This is a genomic window from Brucepastera parasyntrophica (assembly GCF_022376835.1).
GTDB classification, from domain to species: domain Bacteria; phylum Spirochaetota; class Spirochaetia; order Treponematales; family Treponemataceae; genus Brucepastera; species Brucepastera parasyntrophica.
In genome coordinates, this window is the sequence record NZ_CP084606.1 from 1,279,358 (window position 1) to 1,292,793 (window position 13,436).

Consider the following 13,436-nt stretch of genomic DNA (forward strand, 5'->3'; position numbering starts at 1 on the left):
GTTTTGAAACTGGTTCTCCGGAAAACGTGTTAAACACGCTTTCCGGACTACATATAGGGCAGCGATTTCAAAATCTGACATTTTGTGAAATCGCCTCAGCTGATATTATTTTACGGCTGAAGCCCATGTCGCATCAATATTTTTAATAACATCTTGTGCGGACATTCTCTTGAACATATACTGCTGGGCGCCGTTTTTGCAGGCGTCTTCAAAGACTACTGTCGGATATGAAGAGAAAGCCCAGGGATAGGAACCTTTCAGGGCGACCATGGCCAGCAGGTCCTGGAAGGGCTGCTGCATGCTGCTCAGGTCCGCGTCCGCAAATGCGGGAACCAGTTTGTAATCTTCAATCCATATCTTCTGGGCTTCGGGAGTTGAAAGCCAGTTCAGGAAAGCAATGGCCGCTTCCTGTTTTGCCTTTGGTGACTGTGCCGAAACACCGAAGCAGGAGTCAATATCCGCATAAATCTTGTTAAGAGAGGCGTCATTGAAAACAGGATAGGGAATAAATCCGCAGTTAAGATCGGGATTTGCGCTGATTGCCGCGCCGTAGGACCAGAGCCCCTGAACCATCATGGCGGCCTTTCCCTCACTGAATGCCGCAACCTGCTCGTTCCATGCCCATTCTGAAGACTTGGGGTCCATGTTGTCATTGTAGAAATCAAGAGCGCCAAACAGTTTGGTTGTATCTACAACGCCATAGGAAGTTTCGCCCGCGTCCATAGCGGCGACAAAATCAGGAACGGAAGTCTTGTTTTCTCCTACAAGAAGTGAGGTGTGAACAAGTGTAATGAAATGACCGACCGACCAGTTTTCCGCGAGAAGACCGGCAAACGGAAGAATATTATGCCGTTTCAAGGTCGAGCAGGCGCGTTCCAGATCACGGAGTGTGGTGGGCGGCGCAATGTCATACTGGGCAAAAATGTCCTTATTATAGATAATTCCAATACCGGCATAATCCATGGGAAGAGCGTACTGTCTGCCATTATATGTTACGGAAGGCTTTGAATTTTCCACAACCTTTGACATGACAGGCTGGTCCGTAATATCAACGATATAACCGTTTGCCGCATATTCCCATACGCGGGCATAGGTCTGCATCTGGATAATATCGGGAAGTTTTCCCTGTGCGGCGCGGGCTATAAGGGTCGCGTCAGCGTCATTGGGAACAATGAGCAGAGAAATCTGAACACCTGTTTTCTCGGTGTATGTGTCAACAAGCTTTTTAAGGCCCTCCTGATTTTCCTGCTTGTAATAATACAGTTCCAGACTTTCGGCTTTCTGACAGCCGACAAATCCGATACCTGCGATCAGGACAATGCTGATTAAGGCAAAAAGAACCTTCTTCATGTGTCTCCTCCATTTTCTTTTAAGACAAAAATAAAATTGCACAGGGTTATCCCTGTATGAATTCAATTATTAAACCGGTTTACCGATTTGTCAACAGAATTTTTAGCATTGTAAAAAGATTTTAAATATTTCATTCGTTTATAGAAATGTTCATATTGCGGACAGCTTGCCATTTTATTTTCCGCCTGATATACTTTGAAAAACATCCCAATTATCGAGGAGGAGTATCAGTATGGATACAGACCCTGGCAGTAGTAGTTACGAATTTGTATCTGAACCAGCCTTTCCTCCCCGGACAAACCACCAAATCTGATTTTTCAAAGCGGCTTTTCCTGCGGGGGAATCTCAATTCCGTAAATATGAGAGGACCAACAATATGATAACAATCTGGAAGCAGGAAAACCAAAAACTTGTAGAAGGAACCAGTTCCGACAGCCCGATCTGGGTAGACGCGCGGAATGTTACCCGCGAAGATATCCGCACCATTGAAACCGAATACGGTGTTGATACTGAGATAATCATGGATATCCTTGACCAGGACGAGCTGTCCCGGATTGAAAAGGAAGACAATTATACGCTGATTATCGTCAGACTGCCGATATTCATAGCCACAAATGAAGTCAGCTATTTTACCCTTCCGCTTGGTATTATTCTGTTTCCCAATATGGTACTGACAATCTGCTGGGCGGACTGTACGGTTTTGTCCGACTTATCAAATAACCGCGTGCGGGGCCTGTCACTTAATGACCTTCCCGCGTTTGTGGTACGGGTTCTTGCCCGGGCCGATTTAATCTTCCTCCGTTATCTGAAGGAAATTAACCGGAGATCAAACAGTATCGAGCTAGAACTGCAAAAATCGGTGAGAAACCTCGAATTGATCCAGCTCCTGAATCTTGAAAAATCCCTGGTATATTTTACGACATCCCTCAAAAGCAACCAGCTTCTTTTTGAAAAGCTTATGAAAACCAAGCTGATTCTTCTTGATGAAGAGGACAGGGAATGGATGGAAGATGTTGCGACCGACAACCGGCAGGCCATTGAAATGGCCGATATTTACAGCAACATCCTTTCGGGAATGATGGATGCCTTTGCCTCGGTAATCTCAAACAATCTCAGTATTGTCATGAAACGCCTTACCGTAATATCACTGGTCCTGATGATTCCGACCATGATAACAAGCTTTTTCGGCATGAATATCAATCTTCCGATGGGAAACTGGCTTGGCTACGGGGCCCTGGCGGTGATTCTTTTCCTCTGCTTTCTGTCTTCAATTTTAGCCATGTTTCTGCTGCGCGACAAAAAAATAAAGAAGCCGAAAATTACCGAAACAGAACGCAAAAGGCGGCGGATCAAAAACCGGGCGGCCCAGTAACCAGTCATTATGCTCCCGTTCCAATTGCAGAGATCCGCAATTTTTGTTAGGCTTTATCCGGTAATAGACAGCTGATTGCTGTTTTTACGACACCAGGCCATAGGGGAGCATAATGAAAAAACGTGCCTTAATCAGTGTTTTCTATAAAGACGGTATTCTGGATCTCGCGAAATATCTTGCGGATAACGGATGGGAAATTCTTTCAACCGGAGGCACAAAAAAATACTTAAGTGACGCCGGGCTTGCCGTTACCGATGTGAGTTCAGTCACCGGATTTCCCGAATGCCTTGACGGCAGAGTCAAAACCCTTCACCCGAAAATACATGCGGGGCTTCTTGCCATCCGCGGCAATCCGGAACATGTGAAAACCATGAATGATCTGGATATAGAATATATTGATCTCGTATGCGTGAATCTGTATCCGTTCTTTGAAAAGGTTCAGGACTATCTTTCATTTAAGGAAACCGTGGAATTTATCGATATAGGGGGGCCGACAATGCTCCGTTCCGCGGCAAAAAACCATCAGGATGTGCTTGTTCTAGCGGACCCTTCGGATTATCAGGAAGTGATTTCTTCCCTGGAAACCGCGAAACAGGATATTTCCCTGATTCCGCAGGATTTAAAGCGGCGGCTGGCGGGAAAGGTCTTCAATGTAACCAGCGCCTATGACGCGGCCATTTCACGGTTTATGCTCGGGGAAGCGGGCAAGCCCGTTTCCGGAAATTCTCCCCTGTGGCCCGAATATCTGACAGTTCCCCTGAAAATAAGCCAGAGCCTCCGGTATGGAGAAAACGGACACCAGCAGGCAGCCCTGTATGTAACGGCTGATACAAAAGGCGCAATGGCCGGAATGAAGCAGCTCCAGGGAAAGGAATTGTCCTATAATAATATCAGGGACCTTGATATAGCATGGAAGGCGGCCTGTGCCTATGATGTTTTCCGGAAAAATCTCCCATCAGACTTTCCGGGAGGAAAAACCATATCGGAAAAAACGGTTATGTGCGTTGCGCTCAAACACAATTCCCCCTGCGGGGCGGCCCTCGGAGGGACTGTCCTCGAGGCGTATCAGAAAACCTATCTCTGTGATCCCGTTTCGATTTACGGAGGGATCATAGGCTGCAACAAAAAATAGATAAAGCGGCCGCGGAGGAAATGACCAAAATTTTTCTTGAGGTAATTGTGGCCCCGGATTACGACGATGACGCCCTTGCTGTTTTTTCCGCAAAAAAGAACCTGCGCGTTATCAGGGCTGAAATTGAGCCGGACAATCTGACGGAAATGGTGAGCGTGGACGGCGGAGTTCTGATACAGGACAGGGATAACCGGCTGTTCAGCGAATGGAAGGTTGTTACGGAAAAACAGCCGACCGAAAAAGAAATTTCCGAAATGGTCTTCGGAATGACCATAGCCCTTTTTGTCAAATCAAACGCAATTGTGACTGTAAGGGACAATGTCGCGGTCGGAATCGCGGGAGGACAGGTAAACCGCGTATGGCCTACGGAGCAGGCCCTTTCAAGGGCAAAAGTGCTAACTGATGCCGGATTTCCTGATGAAAACAATGCCATTTCGAAAGAACCGGCCCGGGTTATGATTTCCGACGCCTTTTTCCCCTTTGCGGACTGTGTGGAAATGGCAGCAAAATACGGAATTACAGCTATTATCCAGCCGGGAGGGTCCATGAGGGACCAGGAATCGATAGATGCTGCAAACCGCCTTGGGATTGCCATGATTTTTTCCGGGACGCGCCATTTCAAGCACTGAAAACAGCGATACCGGAGCTAATCCGCAGCCGAAAACAGACGGCTCCGTTTACCGGACCGAATTCCATACAATCCGAACCCGTTTTTTACAGGCAAATTCCCGGAAAAACGGGTTCCGTGTGTATTAAACCTGTGTTATATAGTCAAATAATTTATATTATTTGACTATTTCCGATCATAAGTGTTTCTGATATAAAAAATCAGCCAATTCTTTATACCAGAAACCCAATTAAAGGTGTATACTCTGTATTCGGAGGTTAACTATGAAAAAAATAGTTTTTATGGCAGCGGCTATTGCGCTGTCATTCGTCACCCTTTCCTGCGCAACAAATAAAGAATATACGCAGGATGAGGTGAACACGGCATTCGAGAAAGTATATGACAAATATGTATCAAGTCTGATTCTCGACGGCGCAAAAACGTACCAGGTTGTGGAAAAAGACACGCTTTCCGCTATCACAGTGAAGTATTACGGTTCCGACAAGGGGTACTATTTTCCGGTTATTATGCTGGCTTCCAGCGATGTAGTCCTGGACCCCGACCTGATCAAACCCGGCATGAAACTGACTGTTCCTGACCTGCAGAAAAATCTGGACAATCCTGCGTCCCGCGCAAAAATGAAAAGCTTCTTTAAAGAGATAGCTACCGTTTATCAGAAAAAAGGTAATCTTTTTATACGCGATAAGCTGAACGAAATAGCTGATTCCCTGTAATATAGTCAAATAATCTAAATTATTTGACTATTTCCGATTATAAGTGTTTCTGATATAGAAAATTTGACTATTCATTATATCAGAAACGTAAAATAGATGTGTATATTCCGGCGGCAGTTCATGCCGCCGTTTTTTTACCGGTATTTCCGGAAATCGCTTAAAAAACAGTTTCCCTGAATATGAAAATAACCGCTATTGAAAAACTGCTGATTTAGGGATAAACTGTCGTAATGTTATATTATCTTGCCTCCGCCCTCCAGCAACATTTCGGTCCATTCAGACTTTTGCAGTCTTTTGCCGTTCTTATCAGTCTTGCGCTGTACGCCGGTTTTTTTCTTACGGTTTTTCTCCTGCCGAAAACATACAAATATCTGCCCAAAGACCGCGGAAGAGAATTTACTCCGAATGCGGAAGCCGCCATCGGCAAACCGACAGGGGCCGGGATAATATTCATATCACTTTTTATTGTTATTTCGATACTACTTATTCCGCTTAACGCCAGCCAGATTGCCGTAATGGTTTTTACCTTTCTGGCTATGCTGACAGGGTTCCTCGATGACCGCTCGGTCAAGTCCTGGAGTGAATATCTGAAAGGAGGACTTGATCTGCTGCTTTCCGTCGGAATGTCGGTAGCGCTCCTTTATCTTAATTTTAACGGCAAGGTTTTTTTCTGGCTTCCCTTTATAACAAACGCAGTTGCCGTACATCCTGTCGTTTTTGTTATTGTTTCCACAGTTATCATATGGATTTCAATAAATACTACGAATTGTACTGACGGAGTTGACGGTCTTTCCGGAACGCTTGTTCTGATTGCCCTTCTTTCACTTGGAATCATTTTTTATTTTGTTCTCGGACACACCGATATCGCCGCCTACCTTCTGGTTCCCCATCTTGCGGACGGGGCAACATGGGCGGTTATAGTGTTTGCCCTGTCGGGTGTTCTGATGGGATATTTGTGGCACAACGCGTTTCCCAGCAAGGTTTTAATGGGCGACGCGGGGTCCCGGGCGCTCGGGTTCTTTATCGGAGTAGGGGTCATGATTTCAGGCAACCCCTTCCTGATTCTGATGACCAGCAGCGTAATGCTTATTAACGGAGGAACAGGCCTCCTGAAAGTTGCCCTCCTGCGGTTTTTCAATATAAAAATACTGCATTCAATACGATTCCCTCTGCATGACCACATGAGAAAGAACCTGCAATGGTCTCCGACCCAGATTCTTCTGAAATTCATGATTATGCAGGTGCTTATTACGCTTGCCGTTGTCGGAATATTCTTTAAAGTCCGCTGAATTCTATCACACAAACGTCACCATAAAAAAACCTGCGGAATTCCGCGGGTTTTTTCTTCCGGTTTGATATTTTACTTTGTCGAAAGATGTGACAAATACTGTGCAAATTTATCGCTGAAATCCGTATTTACTTTCTTTTCCGCAGTACGCAGCGCGCGGTTTTCCGCCTCGGAAACAGTCAGATGACCTTCCCTTCCGTTGGCGCTATAGGGGATCAGGACCAGACCTGTCTGCGTATCGGTCAGGCGCGCGTCAATTGTGTAGCGCACAAACTTATTATCGGCCCCGCCCTGCCCCATATCAACAGGCGAAAATGAAAGCACCGCATTCAGCGCATACCGGGAACCGGCGCCGCCGCTCTTGAAACCGGCGGCGGAAAAAACCTGGGTAAACGCGGCTTTGATCCGGCCGTCTACATCATTTTGAACCGTAACGGAAATGGGTATTGCCTGGGCTATTTTAACGCATTCCAGACGGAATTCATCACCGGTTCTGACGCTGCCCCGGCTGGCCGCCGCCGTCGCAGGACTGATGACGGAAAGCACATTGAGGAAGGTAGTGTTCGCGTCGCCTATTTCAGCCGCAAGATTAAAGCGGGCATAGGCGTCAAGGGTTTCCTTTTCACCAGCGGGAATATCAACAAGTTTCGTGATTGTCGCTTCATTGGTTTTAAGAAGGTCCGAATAAAGAAGAGTGGCCTTCGCTTTTTCCATAACGGCAACGGCATAGGTTGTTTTATCCCCGTCTGACCAGGTGCTTTTTATTTCAGCGCCTACAAGCGTATCCATGTCCACAGAAGTTTTAATGGCTTCGTCAATTGTCGCGCTTTCCGTTGAAGACTGGACTCTGCCTTCCGCTACAGCTTCGCTGTAACGCGCAGAAACGGTTATTTCACCCTTTACATTCTGGCCGAAAACACCCACCAGAGCGGCGAACGCGCTTTTTTCAGCGGCTTCGCGGTTTCGTCCCGATCCGACAGCTGAAACATACTGCGCATCCGGATAGACCGTTTTCGGGTTCATAACCCATTCGGGCTGTGAATTTTTCGTTTTTTTATCGGAAGATCCTCCGCCAAAAACAGGCATCAGAATGACACAAAAGAATACCGCCAGAATACTGTTCCGAATTATTTTATACATACTGCCTCCGAAAGATTTAGCCTGTTTGCCTGGACCGGCACATTTTCATATCTGAGATGATGAAGCAGCCGTCCGGCTTTATCGTAATAATTAACCGTAAAGGAATATGTCCCGGGTTCAAGATTTATCCCCCCTACGAGGGCTTTTGAAGGAAAATATCTGGACATGCGCAAATCGGCCTGTTCACTTGTTTCCGCGAAAATCTGAGCGCCGAAACCGATCAGCCCGAGAATGAGCATCTGTTCGGAAGACTCGGCCTCATTTGCTGTCTGCTTGAAAGCCATGGAAACACCTGTCTTTGTCAGGGACCTGAGTACGGTTTTGAGATAAATAAATCCCGCGTTGAGTTTAAAGGTTTCCGCCGAAACAGCGCCCATATCTTCAATCAGTTCCAGATTAAACGACTCGCCCGTATCCAGCACAACCTGCGTCCTGGCAATACTTGAAGGGCGCATTACAAGAATTGGCATTGTTATTTTCAGATAATCCGTACCGCCCAGGGTATACGTATGGTTTCATCCTGTTTAACCGGAGAAAATCCGTTAAAACTGATTACGTTAAGTCGAGCCATGCCCGCCGGAACATTCAGTTCATCGTCAAGTGTGGACGGGAGCGGAAAGTTGTATACCGTGGGCTGGTTCGCAAAGGCGAGCTTTACCTGGTCCCGGTCAATCCGGGCGTCATCCCGTTTACCCTCGCCTCGGTAAAACAGCATTCCAAGATAGCGGGCCAGCGCGGAATTGGAAAAATTTGTCTGAACCGCCTCAGGATCATAGGGAACATCAGACGATTTTGCGAGGACAGCCTGCTGGGCGTTGGTTGTTACCGCCCCGTATTTTGTCGCCAGATGTTTAAGTTTATTGTCACTGCGCCTGATTTCCACAAGGGAACTCTCAAGCGCTCCATTATAGTAATAATTAAGCGCATTAAAAACATTCAGATAAATATCTTCGTAATCCTCGCCGGCGTATTCTTTTATATTATCATTAAGCACATATGAAGTAATTTCAAGAGACACGCTTTTTGTAAAAGCGGCCTCTATGCTCCGCTCGGCTGTCGACAGGTAGTCAATTGACTCTTTATATTCTCCCGCATAATGGGAAAGCATTCCCGCGTCAAGATAAAACAGTATTGCGTCCGTGTCCGCATAGGCGCCGCCTTCCTTGGCTTTTTTGATCATCTCAAGGCCGCCGTGATAATCTCCGGTAAAAACAGCGGAGTCTATTTCTTCATAATGGGCCATAGAAGAACAGGAAATAAAGAATATGAGGATGAATCCTGCAAAAAAAATACTCTTTTTGATTTTCATGGAATTAATCTCCAGGCTTATTAGCATCCGGGAAAACGGAACAGGGTTTCGGGAAAAAACTCCGTTTCACTTTTTTCAGCCCGCGGCCCTCTTTCTTCCGGTTTGAAGAACTATCCGCCCCAAACCGGAAAAAATCGGTGCTGTTTAGAATTTGACTGAAGGTGTTTTAATAATCTTCTTTATTTCGTTGTTTTCACCTACCCAGATTTTTCTGTTTGTCTCAATATCAATCAGATCGGCATATACATAGTATGTGCGGGTCGCCGTATTGCCGGCGCGGTCCACAATTGTTTTTACCGATCCCATGAGCATAAAATCCGCGCCCGTTTCATTCGCAAGGGCTTTCGCGGATTCCTCATCAGCCCATACCTGCTGCTGCTGGCGTTCGTCACGGATGCCGGACCGTTCATCGCTGCTGGCGACAAATTCCGCCCGCCCGCTGTTCAGAATAGCCGTTTCCATTCTTCTTGTGATCAGTGAAGTATCTATATGCTCATCACTGTCATTTCTGAATGCGCCGACAATAATAACGGGAAGTCTGTTATTCTGCCTTTCAAAGCTCGCTACCCTTGGAGCGTCAAGACAGTCATTTATCAGAGTGGTACATACAATGCGCAAATCGCTGTCATTCCAGTATCCGCTCAGATCTGTCTGGGTTTCGGAATCCACACGGGTCACCTTTGGTGATGATGAACAGGAAACGAGAAAGATCGCGGTTAATACAAGTATCAGCGGATGGTGAATTTTCATTTTATCCTCCTAAATCAATATCCGAAAATATATTCAAGATTCAGTTTATCACACTTTGTATGAAAACACAATAATTTTGCCTTTTTCACATGGTTATTTAAAAAAGAAGGCGGACAATAAGCCCGCCTTTTTCAGTAAAAACAGCTAAAAGAGCTATTATTCTTCTATAAAATCAAGTTCAATTCCGTTCGGATCAACAGCAGTCATTATCTTTTTTCCGTCCTTAATGGTTTTCGGAGCTGAAATAATATGAACCTTGTTTGCTGTCAGGAATTTTTCGGCTTCGCCTATCTGTTCAACCACAAAGGTCAGGGACACGCTGTTTCCGGGAACCGGATTTGCGTTATCGTTGTGCAGTAATTCAATGGTACAGTTTGTGTCCGGTTCGCTCAGAAATGCAATCTGTTTGCCCGGAGAGGGAGATATCATTGAATCAAAGGTAAATCCCAGTATTTTTTCATAAAATGCTATCGACTTCTGAATGTCGGAAGTCCTGATAACAACACTTTTCATTTTCACGGTAGTCGCTCCTTGATCGTGCTGATTTATAAAAACAGGGAATCTTCAAAATATCATTTTAAAGATTCCCTTCTTACTTACATAATACTATATGATTTCAGTCCATGCAAACAAAACCGGCACCAATCTCGCCCATAATCCGGTAAAATCCGGGAAAGGAGACCGTACAGCATTCGGCGTTCTCGATGAGGACTCCGTTTCCTTCAATACCCAGTCCGGCAACAGCGAGGGACATGGCTATTCTGTGATCATCATAACTGTTTACCGCCGCATCATGAAGACCTTTGCCGCCTGTGCCATGGATGAGGAGATAATCACTTCCTTCTTCGAGACCGGCGCCGAGTTTTGCCAATTCTGTCCGCATCAGGGCAATTCTGTCCGTCTCCTTATGGCGGACTATCCCGATATCGGTTAGATGGGTATCTCCTTCGGCAAAACAGGCTGCGACAGACAGGGCAGGAACAGCATCGGGAAACCCGGAGCAGTTAAAGGTTCCGCCCCGGAGGCACGATAACCGGCCCTTTCCGGAATGATTGACCAAAAGACTTTTCTTTTCAGAATCCATAACGATATCAGCGCCCATTGCGGACAGGACACCGGCAATCGCCGAGTCACCCTGACTTCCGGAAGTATCAATATTGGCTATTTCCAGTTTTGAACCGGTTATAACGGCGGCGACCAGAGGAAAGGCGGTACTCCCCCAGTCAGATGGAATTTCGCGGCGGAATGACCGGTATTTCTGCGGGCCTTCTATTTCAAAGCGGTTAAGTTTTTCGCGGTCATACCGGACATGTATCCCTGTAAAATCCAGCCAGTCACAGGTCATTTGCAGAAAAGGCATTTCTTTCGGGTTCCGGAGAATAATTTCCGTTTGTCCGTGAAGCAGGGGCGCGGCCATCATAAGTCCGCTGATCTGCTGCGAGAAGGCGCCTTCGTGTTCGACCCTGCCGGCATGGATGGGACCTCTGACTGAAAAAGGAGGGGCGTCGATATCTTTCCTGGCGGTAAATCCGTCGCCGCCCAGATCCTTTATTGCCTGTATAATCTGTCCCACCGGACGGGTACATATTGATGCGTCTCCGGTGAATTCCGTCCATCCCGGCAGGGTCGCGGCTATCGGAGCCATAAAATAAAGCACTGAACCGGAATTTCCCACATCGACCGGAGAGGATGGAAGACGGAGCCCTTTTTCGGGGGCTGTAATCCGCCAGATATTGCCATCCATTTCCACAAGGGCGCCGAAGGCCTGTATTACTTCCGCGCAGGAAAGACAGTCGGCACCGGTCAGCGGATTCAGGATTTCAGAAGTTCCGGACGCGAGGGCGGCCATAATACAGGCGCGGATGGTATGGCTTTTTGATCCGGGGACGGTTACGGTTCCGGACAGACTGCTTTTTTTACTCAGGATATTCATCTTCTATAATAAACCTTAATATATGGTCCTGCCGGTCAATGGGCAGGGAACAGCTTTGTCTTATTTCCTTTTTCATCTATTGCCACAAAAACAACCCGGTTTGAAAAAACCAGTTTTTCTTCCTGACATGCCGGCATCGCCGCATATACATCGACCTGATAGGTAGCCGATGTTGTTCCCGTGTGCTGAAGACCGATATGGAAGCGCAGAATTGATCCGTTTGCTACTGAATGGCGGAATTCGCTGTTATCCATGGCCCTTGTTACCAGAATTACGTCGGGAAAATCCCGGGCGGCCGCAAGCCAGGCAAATTCATCGACCCACTGCAGTAATTGCCCCCCGAACAGTTTACCATTATGATTCAGGTGCGCTGTCCGCACAAGCGTATATGTATCCATACAGGTATAGTATCAGCAAGTTTGAGAAACGGGAATAGGCAAAATTTTGCGTTTTCCCGGAGGTTATTCCTGGAAATCCCTTTTCCGGTGAGCAGTGAACAGCAGCAAATCTTACACATGAGGATGTGTAAAAAGCATAAAGTTTACACAAGGTAATGTGTAAAGTCATGATATCTTACACATAGCTATGTGTAAGATTTTGAAAACCGTACAAAGATATCTTTTAGCCCATTTTACGCATTATTTGACTATTTCCGATTATACGTGTTTCTGATATAAAGAGGTGTATTCCGGATGCCAATATATCAGACTCAGGCCGTTCCTGCCTGGCGGGAACCACGGATGACGCTTGCACGCGGCTCCATCATTCCCGTCCACCGCGCCCCGTCATTCCCGCACAGGCGGGAATCCACTTCAGCGCCGCTTGAAAATTATACACATGACGATGTGTAAGAAAACATAACGTTTACACAATAGTATGTGTAACATTTGGGCGCCTGCCGTGAGTTCCGCTCCAAGCAGGGCTTTCCGCTTCAATCGCTGGCGCTTGTCGGCCGTTGGCACTCAGCGAAAAACAACGGCCTTACACATTACTGTGTAAAGCCACCCCTGCACACACATTAAATCATACACAACACCATGTGTAAACCCTGCCCCAGCCGCCAATACCTTTTCACTGCTTTCTTATCCTGATCTTTGGCAAAACATAGGGTTTCTTCCTATAAAACAGGTATACCCGGACTTCTATCCGGCTTCACGTAAAAGAAGGAAAGCTTGTCAGAGGTTTTAATTACTACCGATATCTTTTTCCGCTATCTGTTCGGAAAACAGGACAATTCAGGGATTCTCCTGGACTTTATCAATGCCGTACTCACCGACTCAGGCTTTGCCCGCGTCGCAAAGGTCACCGTAGAAAACCCCTTTAACCTGGCAAACCTGGCCTCGTTAAAGGAAAGCATCCTTGACGTAAAGGCTGAAGACGAAAATGGCCGCGTCTATGATATTGAAGTGCAGGTTGGCTCTGAATCTTCTTTTTCTAACCGGACACTATACTACTGGGCTAAGAACTACGCCGCCCAGTTGAAAAGCGGAGAAAACTATAACAGCCTGCAGCCCGTCATCTGCATCAACATACTCAATTTTTCCCTGCTTAAGGGGACGTACCGGATTCACACCTGTTTTATGGCAAGAGAGAAAGATGACCAGGTACTATTCATGAACGACCATTTTCAGATACACTTTCTGCAGATGCCCCTTCTGACGGAGCAATGCGAAAATACCATGACCAGGGGACTGTATGAGTGGCTGGTGTTTTTCCGGGAAGGAAATTATAGTCAAATAATTTGACTATTTCCGATTGTACATGTTACTGATACAAAGAATTAGAAAATTCTTTGTATCAGTAACAAGGTTATAGGAGTAT

At 46.4% G+C, this 13,436-nt stretch carries 12 protein-coding genes and 1 pseudogene; 5 read left to right on the forward strand and 8 right to left on the reverse strand.

The features are described from left to right. Positions 1-105: 105 nt before the first annotated feature. Positions 106-1,350 carry an ABC transporter substrate-binding protein gene (locus K7I13_RS06120; protein ID WP_255948787.1) on the reverse strand — a complete coding sequence of 415 codons (1,245 nt, stop codon included), beginning with the start codon at positions 1,348-1,350 and terminating at the stop codon, positions 106-108. A 376-nt stretch (positions 1,351-1,726) separates the two neighbouring features. On the opposite strand from K7I13_RS06120, the gene K7I13_RS06125 reads away from it, so the two are divergent. The 4 genes and pseudogenes from K7I13_RS06125 to K7I13_RS06140 all read left to right on the forward strand — a co-directional run bounded on the left by K7I13_RS06125 (position 1,727) and on the right by K7I13_RS06140 (position 6,484). Further along, complete coding sequence (locus tag K7I13_RS06125; RefSeq protein ID WP_255948788.1) at positions 1,727-2,722, forward strand: magnesium transporter CorA family protein; 996 nt, start codon at positions 1,727-1,729, stop codon at positions 2,720-2,722. 112 nt (positions 2,723-2,834) lie between these two features. Next, positions 2,835-4,483: pseudogene (gene purH, locus K7I13_RS06130) on the forward strand (bifunctional phosphoribosylaminoimidazolecarboxamide formyltransferase/IMP cyclohydrolase). Between the two features lie 262 nt (positions 4,484-4,745). Beyond that, positions 4,746-5,195, forward strand: coding sequence for a LysM peptidoglycan-binding domain-containing protein (locus K7I13_RS06135; RefSeq protein ID WP_255948789.1), 450 nt, complete (start codon positions 4,746-4,748; stop codon positions 5,193-5,195). Between the two features lie 230 nt (positions 5,196-5,425). Beyond that, entirely contained in the window at positions 5,426-6,484 is a 1,059-nt protein-coding gene (locus K7I13_RS06140) for an MraY family glycosyltransferase (RefSeq protein ID WP_255948791.1), read from the forward strand. Positions 6,485-6,555: 71 nt separating this feature from the next. On the opposite strand, the gene K7I13_RS06145 is transcribed toward K7I13_RS06140, so the two are convergent. The 7 genes from K7I13_RS06145 to K7I13_RS06175 all read right to left on the reverse strand — a co-directional run bounded on the left by K7I13_RS06145 (position 6,556) and on the right by K7I13_RS06175 (position 12,013). Next, entirely contained in the window at positions 6,556-7,623 is a 1,068-nt protein-coding gene (locus tag K7I13_RS06145) for an LPP20 family lipoprotein (protein ID WP_255948793.1), read from the reverse strand. Continuing rightward, the gene (locus K7I13_RS06150; RefSeq protein WP_255948795.1) at positions 7,611-8,093 is read right to left on the reverse strand and encodes a COG3014 family protein; all 483 of its coding nucleotides are present in this window, start codon (positions 8,091-8,093) and stop codon (positions 7,611-7,613) included. Before K7I13_RS06150 ends, K7I13_RS06145 begins: the two co-directional genes overlap by 13 nt. A gap of 8 nt (positions 8,094-8,101) precedes the next feature. Beyond that, positions 8,102-8,932 carry a COG3014 family protein gene (locus tag K7I13_RS06155; protein ID WP_255948796.1) on the reverse strand — a complete coding sequence of 277 codons (831 nt, stop codon included), beginning with the start codon at positions 8,930-8,932 and terminating at the stop codon, positions 8,102-8,104. A gap of 144 nt (positions 8,933-9,076) precedes the next feature. Further along, complete coding sequence (locus K7I13_RS06160) at positions 9,077-9,682, reverse strand: penicillin-binding protein activator LpoB (protein WP_255948797.1); 606 nt, start codon at positions 9,680-9,682, stop codon at positions 9,077-9,079. A gap of 156 nt (positions 9,683-9,838) precedes the next feature. Next, positions 9,839-10,195, reverse strand: a complete 357-nt coding sequence (locus K7I13_RS06165; RefSeq protein ID WP_255948798.1) for a VOC family protein — start codon at positions 10,193-10,195, stop codon at positions 9,839-9,841. Between the two features lie 103 nt (positions 10,196-10,298). Further along, positions 10,299-11,615: a 3-phosphoshikimate 1-carboxyvinyltransferase gene (gene aroA, locus K7I13_RS06170; RefSeq protein ID WP_255948799.1), complete on the reverse strand. Its 1,317-nt coding sequence runs from the start codon at positions 11,613-11,615 to the stop codon at positions 10,299-10,301. Between the two features lie 35 nt (positions 11,616-11,650). Then, the gene (locus K7I13_RS06175; RefSeq protein WP_255948800.1) at positions 11,651-12,013 is read right to left on the reverse strand and encodes an acyl-CoA thioesterase; all 363 of its coding nucleotides are present in this window, start codon (positions 12,011-12,013) and stop codon (positions 11,651-11,653) included. Between the two features lie 774 nt (positions 12,014-12,787). On the opposite strand from K7I13_RS06175, the gene K7I13_RS06180 reads away from it, so the two are divergent. Continuing rightward, positions 12,788-13,360: an Rpn family recombination-promoting nuclease/putative transposase gene (locus K7I13_RS06180; RefSeq protein ID WP_255948801.1), complete on the forward strand. Its 573-nt coding sequence runs from the start codon at positions 12,788-12,790 to the stop codon at positions 13,358-13,360. Positions 13,361-13,436: the final 76 nt, after the last annotated feature.